Here is a 25,463-nt window from a genome sequence, read left to right on the forward strand (position 1 = left end):
CGCCCCATGCGTGACAGAATCCAGGCGGTGTTGCGGCAGCTGGTCCAGGTTCCGGAGTTGGAAGTGCGGTGGCTGCACACGCTGTCGCTGCTGGAGTTCATTGGTGCGCGGAAGATTTCGCGCACGGTGGCGGACCGGCATCCGTCGCTGGAGGTGCTGGCGCACCTGGCGGACGAGACGCGCCACGCGTTCACGTTCAAGCGGCTGGCCTGTGAGGTCGCGGGCCGCGAGGACGTGACGGAGTTCCTGAGCGTGGGCGCGGCGTCCGCGTGGTTCCAGGCGCTGGACCGGCAGCTGGCGGAGTGGGTGACGGGGGTGACGGGGACGGCGGACGTGTACCTGCACTACCTGCTCACGACGGCGGTGGTGGAGCGCCGGGCCATGGTGCTCTATCCGCTCTACAAGGCGGCCACGCGGCAGGCGGTGGTGCGCGAGGAGCTGGGGCGCGTGGTGGTGGAGGAGCAGTCCCACCGCCGGGCCATCGAGGACGCCTGTCAGCAGCGCCTGGAGAAGGCGGGCGTGACGCTGGAGCCCGCGCTCGCGCTGGAGGAGCGCCTGTTCGAGACGTTCCTCATCCAACTGGAGAAGGACGTGGCCCAAGCGCTCGCGGGAGCGCAGGCGGCCTGAGCGGCACGGATTGCATCTCCCGGGCGTGAGGGATAAGTGATTCACTTCCGCGTCAGAAGTGAGTCAGGAGTGCTCGCCATGTCCCACCGACTGCAACCCACCGTTTCCGATCCGGTCATGGAGCAGGTCCAACGGCTGCGGCGCGAGCTGGGCGGGGACGTCTCGGAGATCATCACCGAGGCCATCAGCCTGCTGGACAAGGTGGTGCTGGAGGCGCGGCGGGGCGCGCGGCTCGCCTTCGTGCCCCACGAGCCCGGGCAGCCCCTGCGCGAGTACAGCTCGCCAGCGCTGACCCGGCTGGAGTGGAGGACGATGGGGGAGGAGTCCATCGTCCTGCCCGCGAAGGACTTCGACCGGGTGGCCAGGGCGGTGGAGGCGCCCGCGAAGCCGACGCGTGCGCTGCGTGAGCTCTCCCGTCGCCGCCGTCGCGAGCGCCCTTGAGCCGGAAACCGCCCGTCATTCCCGCGCCGTACACGGAAGCACTGACGCACGAGGACGCGGCCAGCGGCTTCCAGTGCGAGCACGAAGCGCTCAACCGCTTCTTCCGACAGGACGCGGGCCAGAACCAGCGCCGTGACGTCAGCCGGACCTGGGTGCTGCGCCGGCCGGACACCCGGCCCGACTGGCCCCGGGTGCTCGGGTACTACACGCTCTCCGTGGGGCAGGTGTCGCGAGACGAGGCACCGGAAGAGGTCATCAAACGCCTGCCGCGCTATCCGCTTCCGGCGGTCATCCTCGGAAGGCTCGCCCGGGACTCGCGGGTCCGCGGCGCGGGTGTGGGCGAGCAGCTGCTGGACGACGCGCACCGCCGCGCGCTGGCCATCGGGGAGAACGCGGGCGTCGTGCTCGTCGTCGTGGATGCGAAGGATGCGTTCGCGGCCCGCTTCTACGCACGCTTCGGCTACCGGCCGCTCGTCGGTGCCGGGCCCGGCGCGCCGGAGTGGCCCCGGCGTCTGTTCCTGCCCCTGAGCTACCTGCGCGCGTCCTTCGAGGACGACGACGCCTGAGCCGTCAGGTCTCGCCCGGCGACGGTTCTTCTTCTCCGTCGCCAGCCGTGCTGGACAGCTCCAGCTTGCCGCCCGTCCACGTCGCCTGGAGGTTCCTCGCCCGGCGTGCGCGCTTGCGGCTGAGCTCCACGCCCACCGCGTCCAGGCCCAATGCGTTGGCCACCGCGAGCGCGGTGCCGTGGCCACAGAAGGGGTCCACCACCGTGCGCGTGCGCGTCTGCTCCAGGATGAAGCGGCAGGCCACCAGGCACGCGTTGAGTCCCATGCCTCGCGTCCACGTCACCTCGCCGGGGTCCGGCAACACGTCCGCCGTGGACTTCCCCGCGTCCGCCTTCAGCCCCCGGCTGAAGCACAGCAGGTGCGAGTACGCCGGCCTCCCGAACGTCACCGTCCCCGGCGTCCGGCGGCACACCACCTTGTGCCAGAGCGTGTCGCACCCCGCCGCCTCCGCCGCCTTCGACACCAGGTAGCCCTTGTCCACCCACGCCCCGTCCTTCTTCACGTCGGACTGGTAGAACACCGCCACCCCGTCCGGGGGCACCCGCGACAACACCTTCGCCGCCGCCCCCACGAACCAGTCCTTCCACTGGGGCACCGTGAGCGACGGGAACTCGGAGACGTCCGGCAGCGACGCCACCACCGAACACCCGTCCAGCACCGGCCGCGCCTCCAGCCACGCGAGCGCGTCCTCGCAGTACACCGTGCGCTTCGCTCCCGCCGTCCCGCTGCGTCCATCCGTCATGACGCCCCCGAGTCTGCCGCAAAGCGCCCACCCGCTCCCACCCCTCATTCCCACCCGTCACGTCTCCCTGCTGGGGCAGCCCGCCCTTCATCCCTCCATCCAACCCCCGAGGAGCCTGTGGACGGCCACGTCCCAATCGTGGCTTGCTACGCTTCCCCTTTAAGCCACGACTTCCCGCTGTTCCCCCCTCGGAGGAAGACCCCCATGCCCACGACGAACGCGACGGATGGCACACCCCTGCACTACCGGGTCCTGGGGGACGGTCCTCGCGACGTGGTGCTGGTGCATGGGTGGATGGTGTCCGGCGCGGTGTGGGACTCGATGCTGGAGAAGCTGGACATGACGGGGCTGCGGCTGCTGGTCCTGGACCACCGGGGCACCGGACCGTCCGGGCGGCCGACGTCGGGGTACTCGCTGGAGCAGTACGCGAAGGACGTGCTGGCGGTGGCGGACCACGCGAAGGCGCAGCGCTTCACGCTGGTGGGCCACAGCATGGGCGGGCAGATCGCCAAGTGGGTCGCGTCGGAGGCCCCCGCGCGCGTCACCGGCCTGGTGCTGCTCAACACGGTGCCCGCGTCGGGGCTGCCGCTGCCGCCGGACGCGGCCGGGCTGTTCCGCACCTCCGCGGGGGACCGGGAGAAGCAGAAGACCATCCTGGGCCTGGCGTGCAAGCAGCTGTCGCCGGAGTCGCTGGAGGCCCTGCTGAAGGACTCGGGCACGGTGGGCAAGGACGCCATCGAGCAGTGCTTCGACTCCTGGACTGCGGGTGGCTTCGCGCACCGGCTGGCCGCCATCACGGCGCCCACGCTGGTGGTGGCCACGGATGATCCGTTCCTGCCGCCGGTGTTCCTCAAGCAGGCGGTGGTGGGGCTCATCCAGAACGCGCGCCTGACGCACCTGCCGGGCCCGGGGCACTACCCCCAGGTGGAGCGTCCGGCGGAGACGGCGGCGCTGCTGTCGGCGTTCCTCGCGGGCAACGCCGCGCAGGCCTGAAGGAGGACGTGACATGGCCTGGGGTATGTCCTTCGAGCGCGACGCCGAGCACGACGTCGTCACCGCGAACTTCACCGACTGCATCCTGGCGACGGATGAGGACGTGCATCGGTGGGGGCGCGAGGTGGAGGAGCAGTTCGCGAAGTTCGAAGGCCGCGTGGACCTGCTCATCAACCTGGACGGGCTCATCGTCCGCCACACCGCGGGGCGCACCTTCGGCAAGGTGCGGCGCGAGGTGCTGGAGCGCAACACGCACCGCTCGTTCCGCTACGGCGGCGACGAGATGACGCTCACGTTCATCAACACCAGCGGCGCCATCCATGGCGCGGCGGTGAACCACTTCCCCACGCGCGAGGCCGCCCTGGCGGCCCTCATCGCCGAGCGCGAGAGCCTGCGCAGGCGCGGCTTCACGCCGTTCCTGCCGGGCGTCGTCAACACCAAGCGCTGAGCGCCCGCGCGCTACACGCCGGCGAACCACTCGTAGCCGCGGTCCTCCCAGGTGCCCCCCGTGGCCTCCGGGAGGAAGCGCACGGTGGTGAGGTACTTCACCATCTTGTAGCCCAGCTTCACGCCCGAATAGAGGCGCAGGGGCGCGCCATGGCCGGGGATGAGCGGCGCGCCGTTCATGCCGTACGCGAGCACGGTCTGCGGGTGCAGCGCGCTCGGCGCGTCCCAGGAGGAGTAGTAGCCCTGGTCGAACGAGCGGAACTCCACGAAGCCCGCGCGAGGGTCGGCGCCCACGGCCCGGGCCAGGTCGCTGACGCGCACGCCGTGCCATGACGCCACCGCGCTCCAGCCCTCCACGCAGTGGTGGCGGATCCGGAAGTCGGTCCGGGGCAGCTGGCGCAGCTCCTCCAGCGAGAAGGCGCGCGGCCGGGCCACGAGTCCACCGACCTCCAGCCGCCAGCCGGCGGGGGCCAACGGCACGGTGTCGGAGATGAAGTAGTGGGGGAAGTCGCGGGGCGGGGTGAGCTGTTCGACGGGCTCCTCGGGGGCCAGCCGGGCGGGGTGGAAGAGGGCGGTCTGCGCGCGCTGGTTGAAGCGGTCCATGACGCCGAGGAAGCCCTCGCGCGGGCGCTGGGAATCGCAGGCGCTGGTGGCGAGCGCGGCGGCGCCCAGGAGGACGCGGCGGCGCGTGAGGATGCGCTCAGACATCGGGCTTCCTCCCGCCGGTGATCATCTCCCCGAAGGTGCGCGGGTGCAGGGCGACGAGGACGACGTGGCCCACGGTGAAGAGGGCGAACAGCGCGAGCAGCAGCAGGTGGATGAAGCGCGCGGGGTCGTAGCCACCGAAGAGGGTCATGAGCCAGTGGAGCTGCACGGGCTTGTAGATGGCGAGGCCGGACAGGACGGACAGCGCGCCCATCACGAGGGTGGCGGTGTACGCCAGCCGCTGGAGCCCGTTGTAGAGGCCCGTCTGCACGGGCGCGGGGCGCAGCCGCAGGTAGTACGCGAGCGTGGCCACAGCGTCGCGAGCATCGCGGCGCGGGAGGAACAGGCGGCGTCGCCACTCGCCGCTGAGCGCGAGGTAGAGCACGTACACGACGCCGTTGAGGGCCAGGAACCAGCCGAACGCGAAGTGCCAGCTCCGCGCCCCCGCGAGCCAGTCCCCCAGGCGCAGCCACGCTGGCGGCATGGCGTCCTGGAAGGGATAGAGCGCGAACGGCCGGCCGCGAGGCCCCATGCGCGGATACGCGACGAGGATCTGCAACCCGCTCGCCGCGAGGATGGCGAGCAGCGGCACGTTGGCCCAGTGGGTGAGCCGGATGGGCCAGGGCTGGGGACGGCGCTGCTCGGGCGGGTGCACGCGGCGGAGCCCAGCATCGCGGCGTGGCCCGGGGCCATGCGGCGGGGGGATGGCGCGAACGCTCGGGAGAGGACTTCGCTGTCGAGGGGGCTAGGATTCCCGGATGGGTTCCATCTCCCGCCCCACCCACCTGATTGGCTGGATGCGGCTCTGGTGTGAGCGGCCCGGCATGTTCCTGGTGGGCGCGCCCGACTACCAGTCGATCAACGTGTCGTATCTGCGCATGTGCATCTTCGCCTACGACTGGGCGCGTGAGGACCTGGGCCATCCGCCGGAGCATTCGGCTTTCCGTGAGTGGATCTTCGCGAGGCGTCCGGACCTGCGCCATCACCCGCTCTGGTACGGAGAGGCGCTCCTGCCGGAGCTGGGCAACGACCACGCACGGGTGATTGCCCGGATAGGGCAATGGGTGGACCAGTACAGCGCCGAGCAAGGATTGCCGTAGCACCGGCCCACGGGTCGCAAGGAATTGGCAAGCATTGCACGGCGTGCCGGGCACACATGGCCGCCGGTCCCCGTGGATTGGACGTCCGGGAGTGACCCGGTATCGTTCCTGTTCCCGTCCGCCTTCCCCGAGGATGCCGTGACCCTGAAGCCCGCCAATGCGTTGCTCCTCGTGGGGGCGTTGCTGCTGACCACGTTCGGTTGCGTGGAGGAGGAGCCCTCCTTCACGGCGCCGCTGGCGGGGGGCGCGCGGGTCGTGGTGGCGGTGCCCCGGTCCGCGGAGGCCGTCGCGGTGACGACCATGGTGACGCACGCGTCGGGCGCCACGGAGTCGAAGGCGCTGGCGCCGCGGACGGATCCGGATGGCGGCGTCGCATGGGCGGCCGTCGTGAAGCCGGAGTCCCCCGAGGAGGAGCTCCGGCTGGCCGTGGACGCCCGGAACGCCTCGGACGCGGTGGTGGCCTCCGTGAGCCCGGATGCCGGCGTGAAGCTGCCGCTGTACGAAGAGGCGCTGGTGGTCCTGGTGCCCCAGTCCGCGTCCGGCCTGCCGGGCCTGGCCAACCACGCGCCCCTCATCCACGAGGTGATTGCACCGCGCTCCATCGTCGCCCCGGGCGACACCGTGGAGTTGAGCGCGCGGGCCAGTGACCTGGAAGGGGATGCGCTCACCTACGCGTGGAGCGCGACCTCGGGAGTGCTCGACTGCGCGGAAGCGACCTGCGCGTGGACGGCGGCGTTCCCGCCGCGCGATGTCGGCGATGGCGGCGTCGACCCGGAGTTCGCCCATGATGCGTTGATCCGCGTGCGGGTCACGGATGCGCAGGGCGCGGAGTCCATGCTCCAGTTCCGCATCGGCATGGGCACCACGCGCGCGCCCCCGACGCTGGATGACACGCGGTTCAACCGCTCGCCCGTGGCGTCCGCGCCTGGAGCTGCCCAGCAGGTGGGCCTCAACGTGCCCTTCCAGGTCCAGGCGGCGGTGACGGACGAGGACGGCCCCCGGGACGTGCTGAAGTACGCCTGGAGCGCGACGTGCGAGGGCACCTTCGAAGGCGGCACCACCGCCACGCCCGTCTTCACCGCGACGGCGGAGCCCGCGGACTGCGGCTGCCAGTTGAAGGGCGCCGTGACGGACGGCTTCGGCGGAAGCGCGGAGCAGCTCGTGAACCTATGCGTGCGAGCGGCCGCGCCGCCCGTCCTCGGCGATATCACGCAGTCCGCGCAGTCCGCGCTCGCGGGCGAACGCGTGACGTTCACCGTCAAGGCGACGGACCCTCGCGGCGAGGCCATGACGTTCGCGTGGACGTCGAACGTGGGCGCGCTCGGCACGGCGACGGGGGACGGCGCGACGAGCACGGTGGACTGGACGGAGCTCACCTGCCTGCCGGCGGGCGTCACGCCCACGGTGGACCTGGTGGTGACGAACGCCTCGGGCGCGAGCACGCGGCAGTCCTTCTCCGTGGCGTGGGCGGGCCGCCGCTGCGGTCCGGGGGAGTCCCCCTGCGGCATCACCCTGTCACCGGGGAAGGTGACGCTGCGCGCGGACTGCGTGGTCCAGAGCGCGGTGTTCATCCCGGACGGCCTCACGTTCGACGGAGCCGGGCACACGCTGACCGCGTCCGAGGAGGGCGCCGGGGACCACTACAAGGGCGCGGTGCTGCGCAACCGGGGCTCGGTGGCGAACGTGCGCGACGTGACCGTGACGGCGCGGAACCTGTCGGACGTGTGTGACGGGGACGTGGACCGGCTGCGCGGCATCCTGCTGGAGGGCGCGAGCGGCACCATCGAGGACACGGTGGTGGAGGACGTGAACCAGGCCGGCAACAACAGCGGATGCCAGGAGGGCTTCGCCATCGACGTGCGCAACAGCGCGGCGGGTGCCACGCCGGTGACGGTGGTCATCCGGGGCAATCAGCTGACGGGCTACCAGAAGGCGGGCGTGGTGATGCTGGGTCGGGTGGAGGCGACGGTGGAGGACAACGTCATCGACGGCCTGGGCCCCACCGACCGCATCGCGCGCATCGGCATCCAGCTGGCGTATGGCGTGTCCGGGCAGGTGGCGGGCAACCAGGTGAACGGCAATGCGTACCGGTTCGAGCGCGACTGGGGCTCCGGCATCATGGTGCTGGGCGGCGCGTACTACGGCGCGGGGCGGGAGCTGTGCCACGACCTGCTCATCCAGGACAACGTGCTGACGGAGAACGACGTTGGCGTCTACCTGCTGCAAGCGGTGGACTCGGACTTCAACCCTCCGCCCACGTCGCAGAACCTCCAGGTGCTCGGCAACACGCTGAGCAAGACGGACCTGACGGCCAGCTATCAGGCCGCCATCGCGGACAACGGGACCGCGAACCTCATCAGCCGCAACCGGATCAGCGGTGACGGGTACGACCCGGACGTGTACCCGGCGAATGCCGCCTCCGTGGACGTGACGACGCAGGGCGAGGACCGCCAGGTGGGCTTCGCCACGCCCGCGCGGACGCTGGACGTGGGGGCGTGCTCGGAGGTGCTGGCGGTGCAGGGTCGGGACCTGGCGGGCAACCTGGCGCCGCTGTCCGTGCCGGAGGTGACGCTGGCCGCGTCGGATCCGGGCGCGACCTTCCACCTGCTGCCGGACTGCTCGGATGCGCCCGTGACGGTGGTGAGCCTCAAGAACCCGCAGCGCGAGGGCCTCTTCTACGTCAAGGCCGCGACCGCGGGCACACTGACCGTCACGGCGACCGGCGACGGCGCGAGCCAGACCCAGGAGCAGACGGTCAACTGATCCACGCGCGTGCTCCGCGTGCGCGTGACGTTCCGACCCCCGGTCCGAGTGGACACATCTGTCGCAGGATGTTCGCCTCGGCGCGGAGGGCGCGGTAGACGGAGCACGTGTTCAGACGGGCGGTCATTTCCTGGGTGGGGCTCTGCCTCCTGTTGCTGCTTCCCGCGTGTACGCCACGTGCCGCGAGGCCCGTCGTCGCGCCTGAAGGGCCGGAGGACCTGGCCCGTCAGTACCTGGACGCGTGGGCGCGCAACGACGTGGCGGCGCAGCGCAAGGGGCTGGTGGACGCGCCTCCGGACTTCGACGCGCAGCACGCGCGGTGGCGGCAGGACCTGGGCGTCGTGGCCTCGCGCTTCGAGCAGCCGGAGCTCGAAGCCGACGACGGCGCCACGGCGGTGGTGAGGTTCCGTGGCGTGCACACGCTGCGGGGGCTGGGGGACTGGGAGGTGGAGTCCCGGCTGCGCTTCGAACGCAGGGGCCCGCGCTGGGGCCTGCGCTGGACGCCGGAGGTGCTCCATCCCGCCGCACGGCCTGGAGATCGCTTCGGCCGCACCCGGACCTGGGGCCCGCGCGCCGCGCTGCTCGACGCGGACGGGGATCCGCTCACCGTGCCCGGAGAGGTCATCCGCATCGGCGTGATGCCGGGCCGGGTGAAGGACCGCGCGGCCGTGGCCAGCGTGCTCCAGGCGCAGCTCGGGGTGGACCCCTCCCGGGTGCTCACCGCGCTGAACGCCGCGAGCGCGCGGCCGGAGCAGTTCGTCGCGTTCATCGACGTGCGCCCGGAGCGCTACCAGCAGGTGCGCGCCGCGCTCGCGCCGGTGCCCGGCATCTTCTTTCGCAAGAAGCCCGCGCGCCTCACGCCGGCGGAGGGCTTCGCCGCGCACACGCTGGGCCGCGTGGGCGAGGTGACGGCGGAGGCGCTCCAACTGCTGGGCCCGCCCTACCAGGCGGGGGACGTGGTGGGGCTGTCGGGCCTGGAGCGCGCGCAGGAGCGGACGCTGGCGGGACGTCCCTCCGGCGAGGTGCGGCTCTTGCGCCGCGCGGGTGACAGCGAGGTGCTGCACCGCTTCGACGGCGAGCCGGGACGTGATGTTCGCACCACGCTGCGGATGGACGTGCAGGCGGCGGCGGAGGCCGCGCTCACGGACGTCACCTGGCCCGCCGCGCTGGTCGCGGTGGACACGTCGACGGGCGAGGTCCTGGCGGTGGCCAGCCGGCCGCTCGGGGAGGCGCTGCACCGCGCGCTGACGGGGCGCTATCCCCCGGGCTCCACGTTCAAGGTCGTGACCGCCGAGGCGCTGCTCGCGAACGGCCTGAAGCCGGACTCCCGCGCGGACTGTCCCCTGGAGGTGACGGCGGGCCGCAAGCGCTTCCGCAACTTCGAGTCCGAGGTGCTGGGCACCACCACGCTGCGGCGCGCGTTCGCGCTGTCGTGCAACACGACGTTCATCCAGCTGGAGTCGACGCTGGACCCGGGAGTGCTGGAGGACGCGACCCGGCGCTTCGGCTTCGGGGTGGCCTACGACGTGGGGCTGCCCTCGCCGGGCGCCACCTTCCCGGAACCCCGCGACGACGCCGAGCGCGCGTCGGCGGTCATGGGCCAGGGCCGCGTGCTGGTCACGCCGCTGCACATGGCCACGGTCGCGGCGGCGGCGGACTCCGGCGTCTGGCACGCGCCGCGCCTGCTGGCGGACGCGGACGCGGGTCCGGAGGCCCGGCTGAGCCCGGGCACTTCCAAGTCGCTCCGGGAGCTCATGCGCGCGGTGGTGACGGAGGGCACGGCGAAGTCCGCCGCGCGCATCGCGGGGCTCATGGGCAAGACGGGCACGGCGGAGTTCGGCACCTCCGTGCCGCCCGAAACCCACGCGTGGTTCATCGGGGTGCGCGGCGGCATCGGCTTCGCGGTGTTCGTGGAGGGCGGCGGCGTGGGAGGCCGCGTCGCCGTTCCAATCGCGATCCGCTTCCTCCAGGCGCTGGACGCGCCGGGGGTCCTCTCCTTCAAGGACGACGACGCCCGCCAGGGCGCGGGCCCAAGGTGAGGCCGGCCCTCCAGGCGCCCACCTCCTCCCCGGCCGGGCGGCTGGCTTCCTGGAGGGCACTGCGCACGTTGTGAAGATGGGCGTCGCACGCTCGAACAGCCGGGGTGCCGGGGGCCTGGCGCATCTTCCGCGCCGCTCCGGCGGGCGGCGGGGCCCGGCACCGGAGCGGAAGGGACCGTCCGCCTGGAGTGCGCCGGAGGAGTCCCTCCGCGCCCGCCTGGGCAGCACGTTCCAGGGCCTGTCCCAGCAGGAAGCCGAGGCGCGGCTCGAGTCCCTGGGGCCCAACGCGCTGGAGTCCCGGCGACGCCGGCCGCTCCTCCTGGAGCTGCTGCTGCGGCTGGGCAACCCGCTGGTGCTGGTGCTGCTGGTGGCGTGCGGCATCTCGGCGGTCGTCCACGACCTGACCAGCTCCGCCATCATCGCCGCCATCGTGTTGATCAGCGTGACGCTGGACTTCGTCCAGGAGCACCGCGCCAACAACGCGGCGGAGCGCCTGCGTGGCGCCGTGGCCCTGCGCGCCCGCGTGCTGCGCGACGGCGAGGAGCAGGTGCGCCCCGCCACGGAGCTCGTCCCCGGGGACGTGGTGCTGCTGGCCACCGGCAGCCGCGTCCCCGCGGATGCGCGCCTGCTGGAGTCGCACGAGCTGACCGTGAACGAGTCGCTGCTCACCGGCGAGCCCTATCCCGTGGAGAAGGCGCCGGGCCTCGCGCCCAAGGACGCCCCGCTCGCGGAGGTGGGCAACGCCGTCTTCGCCGGGACGTCGGTGCTGGGGGGCTCGGGGAGCGCGCTCGTGTTCGCCACCGGCCGCGACACGGAGGTCGGCGGCATCGCCCGGGGGCTGGACGCGCCCGTCGCCTCCACCGCCTTCGAGCGGGACACGCGCCGCTTCTCCGTGATGCTGATGCGGCTCACGGTCCTCATGGTGCTGTTCGTGCTCCTGGTGAACCTGACCCTGGAGCGCCCGCTGCTGGAGTCCTTCCTCTTCGCCATGGCCCTGGCGGTGGGGCTGACGCCGGAGCTGCTGCCCATGGTGGTCTCGGTGACGCTCGCCCGGGGCGCCGTGCGCCTCGCGGAACAGGACGTCATCGTCAAGCGGCTGGGCGCGGTGCACGACCTGGGCTGCATGGACGTGATGTGCACCGACAAGACGGGCACGCTCACGGAGGCGAACATCCGGCTGGAGCGCACCGAGGACGCCGCCTCCCAGCACAGCGAGCGCACCCTCGCGTGGGCCTGCCTCAACAGCCACTTCGCCACCGGCCTGCGCAGCCCCATGGACGAGGCCATCCTGGCCCGGGGCGCGGCGTGCACGCAGGGCTGGGTGAAGCGGGACGAGCTGCCCTTCGACTTCGAGCGCCGCCGGGTGTCCGTGCTGCTGGAGAAGGCCGGCCGGAGCGTCCTGGTGGTGAAGGGCGCGCCGGAGGCGCTGCTGCCCCTGTGCGAGGCGCGTGAGGCGGCGGACGGGACGGTCCAGCCCCTGGACGCGGCCGGGGGCGAGGCGTTGCAGGACCGCGCGGACGCGCTGGGAGGGCAGGGCTTCCGGGTGCTGGGGCTGGCCTGGCGCGACGGCCCGTTCCCGGGCGGGCAGGTGTCCGTGGAGGAGGAGTCGGGGCTCGTCTTCGCGGGCTTCGCCTCCTTCCTGGACCCGCCCAAGCACAGCGCCCGGCCCGCGCTGACGGCGCTGCGCGAGGCGGGCGTCGCCGTCAAGGTGGTGACGGGCGACAACGCGCGGGTGGCGGTGCACGTCTGCCAGCAGCTGGGCCTGGAGGTGCGGGGCGTGCTCACCGGCGCGGAGCTGGCCCTGCTGGACGACCTGGGCCTGCGCGCGCGGGCGGAGGACACCACCGTCTTCGCGCGCGTGTCCCCCGCGCAGAAGAGCCGCATCCTCCGCGCGCTGCGGCAGCGCGGCCACGTGGTGGGCTTCCTGGGGGACGGCATCAACGACGCGCCGTCGCTGCACGAGGCGGACGTGGGCATCTCCGTCGCGGGCGCGGTGGACGTCGCGCGCGAGGCCGCGGCGCTGCTGCTGCTGCGCCCGGAGCTGGGCGTCCTGCATGACGGCATCCAGGAGGGACGGCGCACCTTCGGCAACGTCATGAAGTACATCCGCATGGGGACCAGCTCCAACTTCGGCAACATGCTCAGCATGGCCCTGGCGTCGCTGGTGCTGCCGTTCCTGCCCATGCTCCCCATCCAGATCCTCCTCAACAACATGCTGTACGACGTGTCGGAGCTGGCCATCCCGCTGGACACGGTGGACGCGGAGCAGCTCGCGCGGCCCCCCCGCTGGGACATGCGCTTCGTGCGCCTCTACATGGCGGTGTTCGGCACGCTCAGCTCGCTCTTCGACGCGGCCACCTTCACGGTGCTGCTGTACGGCTTCCACGCCGGCGCGCCGCTCTTCCAGACGGGCTGGTTCATGGAGTCGCTGACCACGCAGGTGCTGGTCATCTTCATCATCCGCACCCGGGGCGGGGCGGGGCGCAGCGCCCCCGCGCGGCTCCTGCTGCTGTCGTCGCTCGGCGTGGTGGCGGTGGCCAACGTGCTGCCCTTCACGCCGCTGGGGCACGTCTTCGGCTTCGTGCCGCCGCCGCCCGGCATCCTCGCGTCGCTGGGCGCGCTGGTGGCGCTGTACCTGGCCTGCGCGGCGTGGCTCAACCGCTGGTTCTTCCGCCGCTTCGACACCGCCTGACGCGCCCCTCGCGGGAGGATGCAATCGCTCCGCCACCGGGACGTCTGTAGGTTCATGCATGGAAGAGACCGGATGACCTGGAACCCGTTGCGCGTGCTGGGCGTGCTCGCCGTCGCCCTGCTGTTCATCCCCGTCGCCGCCGGCGCCGCGACGCGGCAGCAGGAGCTGGACCGGCTGCTGACGCAGTACCACCAGCTGCGCCAGTTCAACGGCGCGGCGCTCGTGGCCAACGAGAAGGGCGTCATCCTGAAGAAGGCCTACGGCTCCGCCAACTTCGAATGGAACGTGCCCAACACGCCGGACACGAAGTTCCGCCTCGCGTCCGTGACCAAGCAGTTCACGGCCATGGTCGTCCTCCAACTGGTCGCGGAGGGGAAGCTGAAGCTCGACGACACGCTGGCCTCCGCGCTGCCGGACTACCGCAAGGACACGGGCTCGCGCATCACCCTTGCCCAGCTGCTCAACCACACGTCCGGCATCCCCAATTACACGAACCGGCCGGACTTCTTCTCCAAGGTGTCGCGCAATCCCTACACCGTCGCGGACTTCGTGAAGCAGTTCGCCAGCGGTGACCTGGAGTTCGAGCCCGGCTCGCAATACGCCTACAGCAACTCCGGCTACTTCCTGCTGGGCGCCATCATCGAGCGCGCCACCGGCAAGACGTACGCGCAGGCGGTGCAGGAGCGCATCTTCACGCCGCTGGGCATGAAGGACTCCGGCTACGACGTCCATGCGACGGTGCTGCCCAAGCGCGCCAGCGGCTACGAACAAACGCCGGAGGGCTACGTCAACGCCCCCTACCTGGACATGTCCCTGCCGTACGCCGCCGGGTCGCTGTACTCGACGGTGGAGGACCTGTACCGCTGGGACCGCGCGCTCTACGGGAACACGCTGCTGCCGGAGGCCCTCAAGCAGAAGATGTTCACGCCCGGCCTGAAGAACTACGGCTTCGGGTTCTCCATGGACCCGCTCAAGCTGGATGACGGCAAGACGGAGCTGGCCACCATCCAGCACAGCGGCGGCATCAACGGGTTCAGCACGCGCATCTTCCGTGTGCCGCAGGGCAAGGAGGTGGTCATCCTCCTGGACAACACGTCGGGCGGCGACAATCTCAAGCCGCTGGCCACGGGCCTCTTCAGCGTGCTCCACGGCATCCCGCCCAAGGCGCCCCGCATGGGCATCCGGGAGGTGCTGCTCCAGACGCTTGGCAAGGAGCCCGTCGCGAAGACCGTCGCGCGCTACCGGGAGCTGAAGGCCACGAAGCCGGACGCGTATGACTACTCCGATGGTCAGCTCAACAGCCTGGGCTACCGGCTGCTCCAGACGGGCCGCGCGGCGGACTCCATTGAAATCTTCAAGCTCAACGTGGAGATGTTCCCCCAGGTGGGCAACGTCTACGACAGCCTGGGGGAGGCGTACCTCGCTGTCGGGGACAAGGAGCAGGCGCGGGTGAACTACCGCAAGGCCTTGGAGCTGGACCCCGCCAACGCGAACGCGGCGGCCGCGCTCCAGAATCTGGGAGCGCCCTCAAAGGCAGTCCCCTAGCGACGCCGGATGTGAGCGAATGCGGCCCGCGCCCCGGGCGTTTCCAGTCCGGGGTCATTCCACGTGGTGCTCACGAAAGGTGCCTGCATGAAGCTCTATTTCAATCCGCGGAGCCGGGCGGTGATTGGCAAGTGGATGCTCGATGAGGCGGGGGTCGAGTACGAAATCGTGCCCATCGACCTGGACAAGCGGGAGCAGAAGTCGCCCGAGTACCTGAAGGTGAACCCCGCCGGGAAGCTGCCCGCGCTGGTGGACGGAGAGGCCCGCGTATTCGAGAACGCGGCCCTCTGTCTCTACATCGCGGACAAGTACCCGCAGGCCCGGCTGGCGCCGAAGCTGGATGCGCCGGAGCGAGGCCGGTACCTGTCGCTGATGGTGTACTCGACGTCGCAGCTGGAGCCGTCCATGGGCGACCACATGGCCAAGGCCCCCACGCCGCCGCAGCGCGGATGGACGGAGTACCCGCAGACGCTGGACGCCATGGAGCGCGAGCTGGGGGACGGCCCCTATCTCTTCGGCGACTGGTTCACCGCCGCGGACGTGATGATCGGCTCCATGTTCATCTACCAGCGCATGCTCGGCGGTTCGACGGGACGGCCGAAGCTGGAGGCCTACGTGGACCGGCTGATGGCCCGTCCCAAGGGCATGAAGCTGCGCTGAGCCCCCTGGCGCGGCTGGCATGCGGGCAGGGGAGCGGGCGGCCAGGAGGACTCGCGCTCCTGGCGTCAGGTCCCCGCCGTGGGTGGCTTCGAGCGGCAGGCATCCCCACCGTTGTCGCGTGAGCGACTGGAAGTCAGGGATGGATGCCGGATGGGCGGATCCGCGGCTGCGGGCGCTGGAGCAGCTGCTGGCCCTGCCCGCGGCCGAGCTGCGCCCCACGCTGGATACCGCGGGCCAGCTCATCTCGGAGCTGCTGCGCGCCGAAAAGGTGGACGTCTTCCTCATCGAGCACTCCACCCAGACCCTCGTGGCGGTGGGCACCAGCCAGACGCCCTTGGCCCACCTGCAGAAGTCGCTGGGGCTGGACCGCATGCCGCTGGCCAACGGCGGGCGCGCGGTCCAGGTGTACGAGACGGAGACCCCCTTCATCTCCGGCCGTCTGGAGGAGGACCCGGACGAGCTTCCCGGCATCAAGCACCGGCTGGGGGTCCGCTCCAGCCTGATGGTGCCCCTGCCCATCGGCATGGAGACGCGGGGCGTGCTGGCCGTGTCGTCGGCCCGGAACGACTTCTTCACCGAGCACGACCTGAGCTTCCTCCAGGCCGTGGCGCGCTGGGTGGGCATGGTGGCCCACCGCGTGGAGCTGGGGCAGGAGCTGACGAAGCTGGCGGTGAAGCAGGCGCGCCGCAAGGCGGCCGAGGAGCTCATCACCGTGCTCGCGCACGACATGGCCAACCACCTGCTGCCGCTCCAGGCGCGCATCCAGCTCATCCAGCGGCGGGCCGCGCGAAACAACGCGCAGGAGGACGTGCGGGACGCGGCGGGCGCGGCCGCGTCGCTGCGCTCCCTCACGCGGCTCATCAACGACCTGCTGGACGTGGGACGCCTGGACCAGGGCCTCTTCAGCCTGCGTCCCCAGCCGGTGGACCTGGCGGGGCTGGTGCGGGAGCTGGCCACCACCGCGAGCACGCCCGAGCGCCCCGTGCGCTTCGAGGGGCCCGAGGAGCTGGTGACGGTCGCGGATCCGGACCGCGTGCGGCAGGTGCTGGAGAACCTGGTGGCGAACGCGCTCAAGCACTCGCCGCAGGGGCGGTCGGTGGACCTCGCGCTGCGAACGCAGCCACGTCCGGAGGGGGCATGGGTCCAGGTGTCGGTGAGCGACCAGGGGCCGGGCATTCCGGCGGAGCTGGTGCCCACGCTCTTCGAGCGCTTCACGCGGGACCCGGGCTCCACGGGGCTGGGCCTCGGCCTGTACCTGGCGCGGCGGCTCGCGGAGGCGCATGGCGGCACGCTGGAGGTGGTCGCGACGTCCCAGGCCGGAACGCGCTTCGAGCTGTCGCTGCCGCTGGTGGCGGGATAGCGCGGAGAGGAATCGCACGCGGGGGGTGAGGGGAAAAAAGGGGCATTTCCGTTGGGTGGGTGCAGGCGCGAAACCGGACGGCCCTCACGGCCGCCGGGCGCCCCCTTCCGAGGAGCAGCCTCATGACCCCATCCCCGCGTCTCCGCTGACGCGAACCTCCCGTAGCCCGCGAGTGTCTGTCCTCCCCGGGGGTCCGCGGGCGCCGGGGAATTTTCACGGATTGCCCGGCTTCTCCTGGCCGCCGATGATGCGTCCGAACGACGCTCGGTGGGAGGCCTCTTGGAGTTGCGACACGGCCCATGGACGGGTGCATCCCCGGACGCCGGGTTGGAGACGCTGCGGCGTGACCTGGGCCGGGCGCTCGCGAGCGTCTGTCCCGCGTCGCTCGCGGACCGGCGGGACGACCTGCTGCAGGTCGCGATGATGAAGGTGGTGGAGCTGCGCGGGCGCGGTCCGGGCCACGCGGAGCTGACGCCCGCGTACCTGTACCGGGTGGCGTACACGACGCTCATCGACGAGCTTCGCCGGCTGGGGGCGCGCAAGGAGGTGGCGTTGGACGAGGTGGAGCAGGGGCCGGCCCAGCCGGTGGCGCCAGGAGATCCGGAGCGGGCGGCCAGTGCCGCGCAGATTGCCCGGGCCGTGCGTGACTGTCTTCAGGGCCTGGTGCAGGACCGCCGTCTGGCCGTGACGCTGCACCTGCAGGGGCACACCGTCCCGGAGGCCGCGGAACTGCTGGGCTGGGAGTCCAAGCGCACGGAGAACCTCATCTACCGGGGGCTGAGCGCGCTGCGAGCCTGTCTCTCCACGAAGGGAATCGAGCCGTGAGCGAACGCCGTCCCGAGGACGACACCCTGGATGCCGCGAGCGTGGAGCGGCTGCGCACGGCGCTGCGTGAAGATGACGCGCAAGGGGAGCCGGTGGACGCGGACCGCGTCTGGCTCGCGGTGACGAACGCGCTTCCGGCCGAGGAGCGCCGGGAGATTGTCGAGAAGGTCGCGGCGGATCCCGCGTGGGCGCAGGCGTGGCGGTTGGCGAAGGCGATGTCGCAGGCGGCTGCGGAAGCGGAGCGGGCTCCGTCGGCGGGTGTGGAGGCGACGGAGGGCAGGGCTCCAGCGGCGGGCGGGGACGCCCCCGCGACAGGCGGTGAGGCACCCGCGAAGGTGGTGCCCCTGTCCGCCCGGCGTGAGCCGGCACGGCGCGTCTGGCAGGGGCGGCCCGCGTGGGCGGCGATGGCGGCGATGCTGGTGGTCCTGTTGGGCACGGTCGTGGTGCTGCGGCAGCAGCAGGCGGGGGAGGACCCGAATCGGATCCGCGGCGGCGCGGCGGAGACCATCACCTCGAGCGTGCCTGAGGCCACCGCGCTCCCGCGCGAAGCGTTCGTGCTCCGCTGGAGCGGAGTGCCCCAGGCCGTGTCCTGGGGCGTGCAGGTGTCGTCGGAGGATTTGAAGTTGTTCCATCGCGCGGAGCGGCTGGCGTCGCGCGAATACACGGTGCCGGCGGACGTGCTCGCGGAGCTGCCCGCCGGCTCCCGCATCCTGTGGCAGGTGGAAGCCCGGCTGCCGGATGGAAGCGTCCAGCGGAGCAACACGTTCGTGAACCGGCTGCGGTGAACGCGGCGCCGTCTGCTCCAGGCGGCGTGTCCCGCGCGAGCCGCGGGTCGCGGGTCCTTGGCTGTGCACGCGTGCGAAGCCGCACGTGGGGATGGTGGTACACGCAATGAATGACATACAGAGGGGGAAGACGATGAAGACAGTCAATGCTTGCAGGGGATGGGTGCGCGCGCTGTCCGTGATGGCGCTGCTGTGGGGCGTTTCAGCGGTGGCGCAGTCCGCGCCCACGCAGTTCACGGTGGTCCTGACCACGAAGCCGCTGGTGGGGGCCGCGCAGGACACGGTGGTGGCCTCCGTGGTGGACGCGGGCATCCTGGGGCAGGTGTCCACGGTGCCCATGACCCTGCGCATCGTGGACGACGCCGGGGCCGTGCTCGCGGCCGTCACGGGCACCGTGAGCGCGACGGTGCCGCTGCGGGTGAGCGTGACTGCGCCTTCGTCCGGTGGAGTTCGCGCGCAGCTCGTCCTGCCGCCGGGCGCCGGGAAGCTCTCCGCCGGCGTCCTGGTCATCGAGCGGGAGGGGCACGGTGAACCGCCACCTCCTCCCAAGCGGACCGTCTGTGAGATTCCCCAGACCGTCAGCCGGGATCCCAACACGGGCACGAGCGATCCTGTCACCCTCTGGGCATGCAAGGTGGAGGTCGTGCCCTGACGTGATGGGAAGGCGGCGACAGCGCGTGGGACGCCTGGGCGGCTTCACCCTTTCGGTGGGGCTGGCCCTGTGCGCCCCCGCGCGGGCCGCCGCCGCGGAGCCCTCCGCGCTCGCCCGGTGCGAGGAGGCCTTCGACGCCCACCCGGAGGACTCCGAGGCGGCGATGTGCTTCTTCCGGAAGGCCCAGGGGCAGGAGGCGCGCGACGAGGCAAGGCGCAGGCTCCAGGGGCTCATCGCGCGGCACCCGGACCGCCCCTGGCTCACGCTGGTGCTCGGCCACGTGGAGCTGCCCTCCGAGCCCGCCCTGGCGGAGGCGTCCTACCGCCGCGCGGCGCTCGCCTTCCGGAATCAGGGGGACGCGGAGGGCGAGGTGCTGGCCGGCATCAACGTGCGCAACGCGCTGGGGATGCGCGGCCAGACGGAGGAGGCGCACCAGTGGGTGCTGCGCGTGGGCGAGGTGGCCCGGGCCTCCGGGGACCCGAAGCTGGAGGTGCGCGCGCTCATCCTGGAGTCGGCCGAGCTCTCCGACCTGGGCCAGGACCTGGGGCGCGCGTACCGCCTGCTCAAGCGCGCGGAGGCCCTCGCCTTCCCGGATGGCACCGACGGCCTGAAGAAGCAGCTGCTCGGCACCCTGGCCACGGTGAGCGTGAACCTGGGCCGCTTCGACGAGGCGCTGGACGTGTACGCGCGGCTCCAGGAGCTTGCGGAGCGCACGAAGGACGCGGGCACGGAGGCGCGCGTCCGCTTCGCGCTCGCGAACCTCGCCTGGCGGCGGCTGGACGCGCGGCCCGACCCGGGAGGCCGGGCCGCGCTGCTGCGGCTGGGGCGCGAGGCGCTCACGGCGTCCCGGCGCGCGGGCAGCAAGGTCTCCGAGATGCTGTCGCTGCGCCTCGTGGGGGAGCTGCTGGGCGATGGGGCCGGGGAGCGGAGCGAGGCGGAGGACGTCCTCGGCCGCTGCATCGACCTCGCGCGGGAGACGGGCCTGCCCGAGCGGCGCATCGCCTGTCTGTGGACGCGCGCCGAACGCCGCGCGGCGGTGGACGTGGACGCCGCGTGGCGCGACGCGGACGAGGCCCTGTCGCTGGCCGCCGAGCACGACAACCCGCTCTACCTCGCCTCCGCGTGGCGCACGCGGGCGACGGTGGCCTTCCGCACGCGCCCGCTGCCGGAGGCCCTGGGACACGCGGAGCGCGCGCTCGACGCGGTGGAGGTGCTGCGCCAATGGCAGCGGGACGCCTCCAGCCAGGCCGAACTCTTCTCCAACTGGGCCAGCGATTACCACCGGCTCGCGGGCCGCACCCTGGAGGCCGGAGAAGCCTCCGCCGTGCCGCCCCGCGAGGCCCTGGAGCGCGCCTTCGCGGTGAGCGAGCGCCTGCGGGCGCGGACGCTGTTCGAGACCCTGGTGGCCTCGCGCGCGCTCCCCACGCAAGAGGAGTCACCAGAGCAGCGGAAGGCGCGGGACGGCGTGCTGCGCGGCCTGTCCGTCACCCAGCGGCGGCTGCTGGATCCAGCGCTGTCCGCATCGGAGCGAGCAATGCTGTTGGCGGAGCTCCAGGAGCTGGAGCGCCGTGAGCGCGAGCTGCGCCCCGCGACCCGGCGCACGGAGCTTCCCTTGGCGTCGCTCGACGCCACCGGGCGGCCTCGGGAACAGGAGCCGCATTCAGCGGCCCGTCGCGCGGAGCTGCCATTCGCGTCGCTCGCCGCGACCGAGCAGCACCTGGGAGAGGAAGAGGCCCTGCTCGTCTTCCTCGCGGGCGCGGACCATGACCTCCAGGGCGAGCCCGCGGGAGGCGCGTGGGTGCTGGCGGTGACGCGCGAGGGCACGCACGCGTACCGCATCCCGGAGCGTGCGCGGCTGCGCCCCGCGGTGGCGCTCCTGTCGGGCCTCATCGAGCGCCGCGATGGTTCGGAGGCCGCGGCCGCCTCGGCGCTGTACGCGCAGCTGCTCGCCCCCGCGCTGCGCGGGTTGCCATCGAAAGTATCGCGCCTGCTGCTGGTGCCGGATGGCCCGCTGCACGACCTGCCCTTCGCCGCGCTGCGGGAGCGCGCGGACGGCCCGCCGTTGATGGCCCGGTACGAACTGGCGCGGGTGCCCTCCGCGAGCCTGCTGCACTACTGGCGCGCGCAGCCCGAGCGGCCACCGGAAGGCGAGGCCCTGGTCCTGGCGGATCCCGACCGGAGTGAGTCCCACCCAGGCGCGAGGGTGGCCACCGCGAGGGGCGGCGTGTTCCTGGAGACCGCGAGCCTGGGCGCGCTTCCGGAGGCGCGACGCGAGGGGCGCACCGTGAGCGAGGCCCTGGAGGACACGGCCGTGAAGCCCCGGTTGCTCATCGGAACGGAGGCGTCCGAGCAGGCCCTCAAGTCCTCCCGCTGGGACGCGGTGCGCATCCTCCACGTGGCCGCGCACGCGGTCGTGGACGTCGAATCCCCCGAGCGCTCCGCCCTGGTGCTGGCCCCGGGCGCGGCGGGAGAGGACGGCCTGCTCCAGCCCCGGGAGATCACCGAGCTGCGGCTCAGGGACGCGCTGGTGGTGCTCTCCAGCTGCAGGGGGGCCTCCGGCGCGCTGCTCGCGGGCGAAGGCGTGCTGAGCCTCGCGAGGGCCTTCTTCGAGTCCGGCGCTCGCGCCGTGGTGGCCAGCCTGTGGCCCATGCGCGACGCCGAGGCCGCGGAGCTGCTGGAGCGCTACTACCGGCACCTGGCGGCGGGGCAGGGCACGGCGTCGGCGCTGCGCGACGCCCAGCGCGAGGCGTGGGAGGACGGCGAGCCCGCGGCCATGTGGGCGGGGTTGGGGGTGATGGGGGACGCGGCGCTGGTGCCGGTGCGGCCCGCCGCGGGGGCGGGCTCTCGCGGCGTGGGGCGGACTGTCTTCCTGGGGCTGTCGGGGCTCCTGGCGCTGGGGCTGTCCGGCCTGGGGATGTGGCGCGCGCGTCGGAAGCGGAGGGAGCGGGCAGGCGGTGGGGCGGCGTGAAACAGGAGCGCGGCGGCGGGGCGCGCGCGGTAGGGTTCCGGGGCGATGAGTGACGCGAGCCGTGAGCCGGCGCCGAAGTTGACCCTGGAGGTGCGGGACCTGCACAAGTCGTTTGGCGGGCAGCCGGCGCTGCGGGGCGTGGACCTGGTGGTGCCGGAGGGCACGACCTGCGTGCTGATGGGCGTGTCCGGTTCGGGCAAGACGGTGCTGATGAAGCACATCATGGGCCTGATGCGGCCGGACCGGGGCGTGGTGTTGGTGGAGGGCGAGGAGGTGGCGAAGATGAACGAGCCCGCGCTCAACCAGATGCGCCGCAAGCTGGGCATCCTCTTCCAGGCGAACGCGCTGTTCGACTCGCTCAACGTCTTCGACAACGTGGCGTTCCCGCTGCGCGAGCGCACGAAGATGTCCGAGCCGGACATCACGAAGACGGTGAACGAGACGCTGGGCAAGGTGGGCCTGTCGCACGCGGCCACGCGCTTCCCGGGAGAGCTGTCCGGCGGCATGCAGAAGCGCGTGGGCTTCGCGCGCGCGACCATCCTCCAGCCGAAAATCCTCCTCTACGACGACCCCACGGCGGGTCTGGATCCGCTGACCACGGCGGCGGTGAACGAGATCATCACCACGGGCAAGCAGCAGCTGGGCGCCACGTCGCTGGTCATCACCCCGGACGTGGCGTCCGCCTTCGGCATGGCGGACAACCTGGCGTTGATGCACGAGGGGCGCGTGGTGGAGTACGGCCCGCCGGACCACTTCCGCCAGTCGCAGCACCCGGAGGTGAAGGCCTTCCTGCGCAACTGGCTGCGGCGGCGCTCCGCGCAGGCGACGCCCCCGCAGGCCTGACGCCGGTTCGGGGTGGAAGCCGGAGGCCGCATGTCCCGGCAGCTGGCGCCCGAGCTGATGCCTGACGGGCTGGCTTGGCTGGAACCAATAGATTGATTTTAACTGGCAGTCAGAAGCAATCTATTGGTCATGCCCCGTCAGAACCTGTCCGAGGACACGACGCCGTTCGCCGTGGCCCGGGCCATCACCACGCTGGGACAGAACATCGCTCGCGCCCGGATCCGGCGTGGGCTCCGGCAGGTGGATCTCGCGAAGAAGACAGGGCTGGCCCTCGGCACACTCCGGCGAATCGAGGAGGGCAGCCCCACCACGGCGCTCAGCGCCTACTTCACCGTGCTCTGGGCCTTGGGGCTCGAGCGCGAGTTCAACGACCTGGCCTCTCCGGATCGGGACGAGGAGGGCAAGACGCTGGAGGCTGCACGTCAGCCCGCGAGGGTGGACCTCAAGTCGAAGGGGGGACTCGATGGCGACTTCTGATCCGTCCGGCTGCTACGTGTACCTCCAGCTTCCGGCCTCGCTCGACGTCGTCACCTGTGGTCGCTACGTGCAGCAGGAGGGGGTGGGGCAATTCGTCTACGGCAGGAGCTACCTGGCCAACCCCCGCGCCGTCGCGCTGGATCCGTTCGAGCTTCCTTTGAGAGAGGGCGTCTTCACGACGGCGCGGCTGGGGGGCATCTTCGGTCCGCTGCGAGACGCTTCTCCGGATGCCTGGGGACGCAGGGTCATCGAACGGCAACTGGGACGTGGGGACCTGACCGAGGTGGGCTTCCTTCTCAACTCGCCAGAGGACCGCGCGGGCGCACTGTCCTTCGGGGAGAGCATCGCGCCGCCCGCCCCTGTTCATCAGTTCAACAAGGTGCTCCAGCTCCAGCAGTTGCTGGAGGAGGCGAACCGCGTCGAGCAGGGGCTGCCACCGTCACCCCAGGTTAACGCACTGGTGCAGCCCGGCAGCTCCATGGGCGGCGCGCGTCCCAAGAACGTCGTCGAGGACGATGACGGCTTGTGGGTCGCCAAGTTCCCTTCGCGGAGCGACCGCTGGAACAACGCCGTGGTGGAGCTCGGCATGCTGGAGCTCGCGCGGGAGTGTGGGCTTCGCGCGGCCTCCGGGAAGCTCATCCGGGTCGCGGGACAGGACGTGCTCCTGGTCCGCCGGTTCGACCGCGAACGGACCGGTCCGAACTATCTGCGTCACCGGATGGTCAGCGCCCTGACGGTGCTTCGCGCGGACGAGGAGCCGCGCGCGGGACCGAGGGAGCGAAGTGGCTGGTCCTACCTCCTGCTGGCGGATGAACTGAAACGCTGGGTTCGCGACCCGGACCAGGACCTGCGGGAGCTGTTCTCGCGGATGGTGTTCAACGCGCTCATCTCGAACATCGACGACCATCCCCGGAACCATGCGCTCATCGCGCCCGACGTCCACTGGAGCCTGTCGCCCGCCTATGACCTGACCCCTGCGCCACAGGCCAGCACGGAACGGGACCTGGCGATGGAGGTGGGAAGCGCCCAGCATCGCCGTGCCAATCGGCGCAACCTGTTGAGTGAATGCGCCCGCTTCCGCCTATCGATGGAAGAGGCCACTCGGGTTATCGACGAAATGAAGTCTCACGTCTCGGCCCGGTGGCGTGAGGTTGTCAGTGCCCGCGGAGGCACCGAGGCGGACCTGAAGGCCATCGAACGGGCCTTCGACTACGAGGGCTTCGAGTACGGCACGGAGCCTTGAGTCAGAGCGGCGGCAGCTTCTCCAGCAATCCGGAGCGTGACAGCCACAGCATCAGCGCGAAGCTGATGGTGTTGAAGGCCGTGTGGGCGACGATGAGCGGCAGCAGCCGTCCCCGGTACCAGAGGACGAAGCCGAACCAGGCGCCCATCACGAACGTTTGGAAGACGGCCAGCGTGCCCTCGTAGAAGTGCCCCACGGAGAAGAGCGCCGCGGCCCCCAGGATGGCCGGCACCCAGCCGCCCAGCACCACCCTCAGGCGGGGCACCAGGAAGCCTCGGAAGACGAACTCCTCGAAGCCCGTCACCACCACCATGATGGCCGCGAACGCCGGCACGCCCAGCCCCGTGCCCAGCAGCGCCGCCGCCACGCCCTTGCGCGCCTCCAGCTCCTGGCCCGCCAGCTTCAGCGCCACCGCGACCGCCGCCAGCGGCACCGACGCCGCCAGGTGCACCACGTACGTGCCCACCAGCACCGCCACTCCCAGCAGCAGCTCGCGCGCCCAGCCCTCGCGCACCAGCCCCACCTGTGCGGGCCCCTGACCGTCGCGCCACAACAGCACCGCCACCAGCAGGCACATGCCCAGCGCCCGGACGACCAGCGGCGCCATGGACAGCGAGAAGCCCTTCTCCGCCTCCGCCGCGTCCGACGCCACCCACGCACCCGCGCCCGCGCCGCCCAGCGCCACCACCAGGCCCAGCACGCCCCACCAGGCGCCGCGCCGCGAGGACTCCCAGGGACGCAGGAGCATCAGTCCCCACGCCAGCAGCGCCAGCTCCACCGCGACGGCGGCGCCCTTGCCCAGCCGCGCCACCGACGACGGCCCCAGCACCGCGAAGAACACGAACGCCGCTTCCGCCAGCGCCTGGCGCTTCGACGGGGCCTTCTCCAGCAGGACGGCGACATCTCCACGAAGCACCACGGGCACTTCCTTCCGGCGCCACGGGGCAGGGACCCGTGGGGTTCCCGGACACGCTAACGGCTTCGCCCCGC

At 71.9% G+C, this 25,463-nt stretch carries 23 protein-coding genes; 19 read left to right on the forward strand and 4 right to left on the reverse strand.

All coding sequences use genetic code 11. The features are described from left to right. Positions 1-6 precede the first annotated feature (6 nt). The 3 genes from AABA78_RS08110 to AABA78_RS08120 all read left to right on the forward strand — a co-directional run bounded on the left by AABA78_RS08110 (position 7) and on the right by AABA78_RS08120 (position 1,634). Positions 7-627 carry a hypothetical protein gene (locus AABA78_RS08110; RefSeq protein ID WP_338262412.1) on the forward strand — a complete coding sequence of 207 codons (621 nt, stop codon included), beginning with the start codon at positions 7-9 and terminating at the stop codon, positions 625-627. A 78-nt stretch (positions 628-705) separates the two neighbouring features. Beyond that, a complete protein-coding gene (locus AABA78_RS08115; RefSeq protein WP_338262413.1) occupies positions 706-1,068 on the forward strand; it encodes a hypothetical protein in 363 nt (120 codons plus the stop codon). Next, positions 1,065-1,634: a GNAT family N-acetyltransferase gene (locus AABA78_RS08120; protein WP_338262414.1), complete on the forward strand. Its 570-nt coding sequence runs from the start codon at positions 1,065-1,067 to the stop codon at positions 1,632-1,634. The genes AABA78_RS08115 and AABA78_RS08120 overlap by 4 nt, the downstream gene beginning before the upstream one ends. 4 nt (positions 1,635-1,638) lie before the next feature. Here AABA78_RS08120 and AABA78_RS08125 read toward each other — a convergent pair whose 3' ends face one another. Then, positions 1,639-2,376, reverse strand: coding sequence for an SAM-dependent methyltransferase (locus AABA78_RS08125; protein ID WP_338262415.1), 738 nt, complete (start codon positions 2,374-2,376; stop codon positions 1,639-1,641). Positions 2,377-2,580: 204 nt separating this feature from the next. Between AABA78_RS08125 and AABA78_RS08130 the strand changes: the two genes are divergently transcribed. Together AABA78_RS08130 and AABA78_RS08135 are read left to right on the forward strand one after the other, a co-directional pair. Continuing rightward, a complete protein-coding gene (locus AABA78_RS08130; protein WP_338262416.1) occupies positions 2,581-3,369 on the forward strand; it encodes an alpha/beta fold hydrolase in 789 nt (262 codons plus the stop codon). 13 nt (positions 3,370-3,382) lie between these two features. After that, positions 3,383-3,817 carry a hypothetical protein gene (locus AABA78_RS08135; protein WP_338262417.1) on the forward strand — a complete coding sequence of 145 codons (435 nt, stop codon included), beginning with the start codon at positions 3,383-3,385 and terminating at the stop codon, positions 3,815-3,817. An 11-nt stretch (positions 3,818-3,828) separates the two neighbouring features. On the opposite strand, the gene AABA78_RS08140 is transcribed toward AABA78_RS08135, so the two are convergent. Together AABA78_RS08140 and AABA78_RS08145 are read right to left on the reverse strand one after the other, a co-directional pair. After that, a complete protein-coding gene (locus tag AABA78_RS08140) occupies positions 3,829-4,524 on the reverse strand; it encodes a molybdopterin-dependent oxidoreductase (protein ID WP_338262418.1) in 696 nt (231 codons plus the stop codon). Further along, on the reverse strand, positions 4,517-5,176 hold the full coding sequence (locus tag AABA78_RS08145; RefSeq protein WP_338262419.1) for a cytochrome b/b6 domain-containing protein: 660 nt from the start codon (positions 5,174-5,176) through the stop codon (positions 4,517-4,519). The genes AABA78_RS08140 and AABA78_RS08145 overlap by 8 nt, the downstream gene beginning before the upstream one ends. A gap of 103 nt (positions 5,177-5,279) precedes the next feature. On the opposite strand from AABA78_RS08145, the gene AABA78_RS08150 reads away from it, so the two are divergent. The 14 genes from AABA78_RS08150 to AABA78_RS08215 all read left to right on the forward strand — a co-directional run bounded on the left by AABA78_RS08150 (position 5,280) and on the right by AABA78_RS08215 (position 24,473). After that, positions 5,280-5,621, forward strand: coding sequence for a hypothetical protein (locus tag AABA78_RS08150; protein WP_338262420.1), 342 nt, complete (start codon positions 5,280-5,282; stop codon positions 5,619-5,621). Between the two features lie 138 nt (positions 5,622-5,759). Further along, entirely contained in the window at positions 5,760-8,384 is a 2,625-nt protein-coding gene (locus AABA78_RS08155; RefSeq protein WP_338262421.1) for a right-handed parallel beta-helix repeat-containing protein, read from the forward strand. A gap of 134 nt (positions 8,385-8,518) precedes the next feature. Beyond that, complete coding sequence (locus AABA78_RS08160) at positions 8,519-10,423, forward strand: penicillin-binding transpeptidase domain-containing protein (RefSeq protein WP_338262422.1); 1,905 nt, start codon at positions 8,519-8,521, stop codon at positions 10,421-10,423. A gap of 76 nt (positions 10,424-10,499) precedes the next feature. Further along, the gene (gene mgtA, locus AABA78_RS08165; RefSeq protein WP_338262423.1) at positions 10,500-13,115 is read left to right on the forward strand and encodes a magnesium-translocating P-type ATPase; all 2,616 of its coding nucleotides are present in this window, start codon (positions 10,500-10,502) and stop codon (positions 13,113-13,115) included. A gap of 72 nt (positions 13,116-13,187) precedes the next feature. Next, positions 13,188-14,660: a serine hydrolase gene (locus AABA78_RS08170; protein WP_338262424.1), complete on the forward strand. Its 1,473-nt coding sequence runs from the start codon at positions 13,188-13,190 to the stop codon at positions 14,658-14,660. 87 nt (positions 14,661-14,747) lie between these two features. Next, positions 14,748-15,320, forward strand: coding sequence for a glutathione S-transferase family protein (locus tag AABA78_RS08175; RefSeq protein ID WP_338262425.1), 573 nt, complete (start codon positions 14,748-14,750; stop codon positions 15,318-15,320). Positions 15,321-15,459: 139 nt separating this feature from the next. Further along, complete coding sequence (locus AABA78_RS08180; protein ID WP_338262426.1) at positions 15,460-16,680, forward strand: sensor histidine kinase; 1,221 nt, start codon at positions 15,460-15,462, stop codon at positions 16,678-16,680. Positions 16,681-16,959: 279 nt separating this feature from the next. Continuing rightward, entirely contained in the window at positions 16,960-17,505 is a 546-nt protein-coding gene (locus tag AABA78_RS08185; RefSeq protein ID WP_338262427.1) for an RNA polymerase sigma factor, read from the forward strand. Next, positions 17,502-18,290: a hypothetical protein gene (locus AABA78_RS08190; protein ID WP_338262428.1), complete on the forward strand. Its 789-nt coding sequence runs from the start codon at positions 17,502-17,504 to the stop codon at positions 18,288-18,290. The genes AABA78_RS08185 and AABA78_RS08190 overlap by 4 nt, the downstream gene beginning before the upstream one ends. A gap of 133 nt (positions 18,291-18,423) precedes the next feature. After that, the gene (locus AABA78_RS08195; protein ID WP_338262429.1) at positions 18,424-18,942 is read left to right on the forward strand and encodes a hypothetical protein; all 519 of its coding nucleotides are present in this window, start codon (positions 18,424-18,426) and stop codon (positions 18,940-18,942) included. Between the two features lie 25 nt (positions 18,943-18,967). After that, positions 18,968-21,910, forward strand: coding sequence for a CHAT domain-containing protein (locus AABA78_RS08200; protein WP_338262430.1), 2,943 nt, complete (start codon positions 18,968-18,970; stop codon positions 21,908-21,910). 45 nt (positions 21,911-21,955) lie between these two features. Beyond that, positions 21,956-22,753, forward strand: coding sequence for an ABC transporter ATP-binding protein (locus AABA78_RS08205; protein WP_338262431.1), 798 nt, complete (start codon positions 21,956-21,958; stop codon positions 22,751-22,753). Between the two features lie 129 nt (positions 22,754-22,882). Next, positions 22,883-23,230, forward strand: a complete 348-nt coding sequence (locus tag AABA78_RS08210) for a helix-turn-helix domain-containing protein (protein WP_171418389.1) — start codon at positions 22,883-22,885, stop codon at positions 23,228-23,230. Further along, on the forward strand, positions 23,217-24,473 hold the full coding sequence (locus tag AABA78_RS08215; protein ID WP_338262432.1) for a type II toxin-antitoxin system HipA family toxin: 1,257 nt from the start codon (positions 23,217-23,219) through the stop codon (positions 24,471-24,473). The genes AABA78_RS08210 and AABA78_RS08215 overlap by 14 nt, the downstream gene beginning before the upstream one ends. Before the next feature lies 1 nt (position 24,474). Here the strand turns inward: AABA78_RS08215 and AABA78_RS08220 are convergent, their stop codons facing one another. Then, complete coding sequence (locus AABA78_RS08220) at positions 24,475-25,392, reverse strand: CPBP family intramembrane glutamic endopeptidase (protein ID WP_338262433.1); 918 nt, start codon at positions 25,390-25,392, stop codon at positions 24,475-24,477. Between the last annotated feature and the right edge of the window lie 71 nt (positions 25,393-25,463).

The sequence above is a fragment of the Corallococcus caeni genome, assembly GCF_036245865.1.
Taxonomy (GTDB): Bacteria; Myxococcota; Myxococcia; order Myxococcales; family Myxococcaceae; genus Corallococcus; species Corallococcus caeni.

Coding starts and splice junctions, on each gene's coding strand:
- AABA78_RS08110 (WP_338262412.1), top strand. CDS start 7: ATGCGTGACAGAATCCAGGCGGTGTTGCGGCAGCTGGTCCAGGTTCCG.
- AABA78_RS08115 (WP_338262413.1), top strand. CDS start 706: ATGTCCCACCGACTGCAACCCACCGTTTCCGATCCGGTCATGGAGCAG.
- AABA78_RS08125 (WP_338262415.1), bottom strand. CDS start 2,376: ATGACGGATGGACGCAGCGGGACGGCGGGAGCGAAGCGCACGGTGTAC.
- AABA78_RS08130 (WP_338262416.1), top strand. CDS start 2,581: ATGCCCACGACGAACGCGACGGATGGCACACCCCTGCACTACCGGGTC.
- AABA78_RS08135 (WP_338262417.1), top strand. CDS start 3,383: ATGGCCTGGGGTATGTCCTTCGAGCGCGACGCCGAGCACGACGTCGTC.
- AABA78_RS08140 (WP_338262418.1), bottom strand. CDS start 4,524: ATGTCTGAGCGCATCCTCACGCGCCGCCGCGTCCTCCTGGGCGCCGCC.
- AABA78_RS08150 (WP_338262420.1), top strand. CDS start 5,280: ATGGGTTCCATCTCCCGCCCCACCCACCTGATTGGCTGGATGCGGCTC.
- mgtA (WP_338262423.1), top strand. CDS start 10,500: ATGGGCGTCGCACGCTCGAACAGCCGGGGTGCCGGGGGCCTGGCGCAT.
- AABA78_RS08170 (WP_338262424.1), top strand. CDS start 13,188: ATGACCTGGAACCCGTTGCGCGTGCTGGGCGTGCTCGCCGTCGCCCTG.
- AABA78_RS08175 (WP_338262425.1), top strand. CDS start 14,748: ATGAAGCTCTATTTCAATCCGCGGAGCCGGGCGGTGATTGGCAAGTGG.
- AABA78_RS08180 (WP_338262426.1), top strand. CDS start 15,460: ATGGATGCCGGATGGGCGGATCCGCGGCTGCGGGCGCTGGAGCAGCTG.
- AABA78_RS08195 (WP_338262429.1), top strand. CDS start 18,424: ATGAAGACAGTCAATGCTTGCAGGGGATGGGTGCGCGCGCTGTCCGTG.
- AABA78_RS08205 (WP_338262431.1), top strand. CDS start 21,956: ATGAGTGACGCGAGCCGTGAGCCGGCGCCGAAGTTGACCCTGGAGGTG.
- AABA78_RS08210 (WP_171418389.1), top strand. CDS start 22,883: ATGCCCCGTCAGAACCTGTCCGAGGACACGACGCCGTTCGCCGTGGCC.
- AABA78_RS08215 (WP_338262432.1), top strand. CDS start 23,217: ATGGCGACTTCTGATCCGTCCGGCTGCTACGTGTACCTCCAGCTTCCG.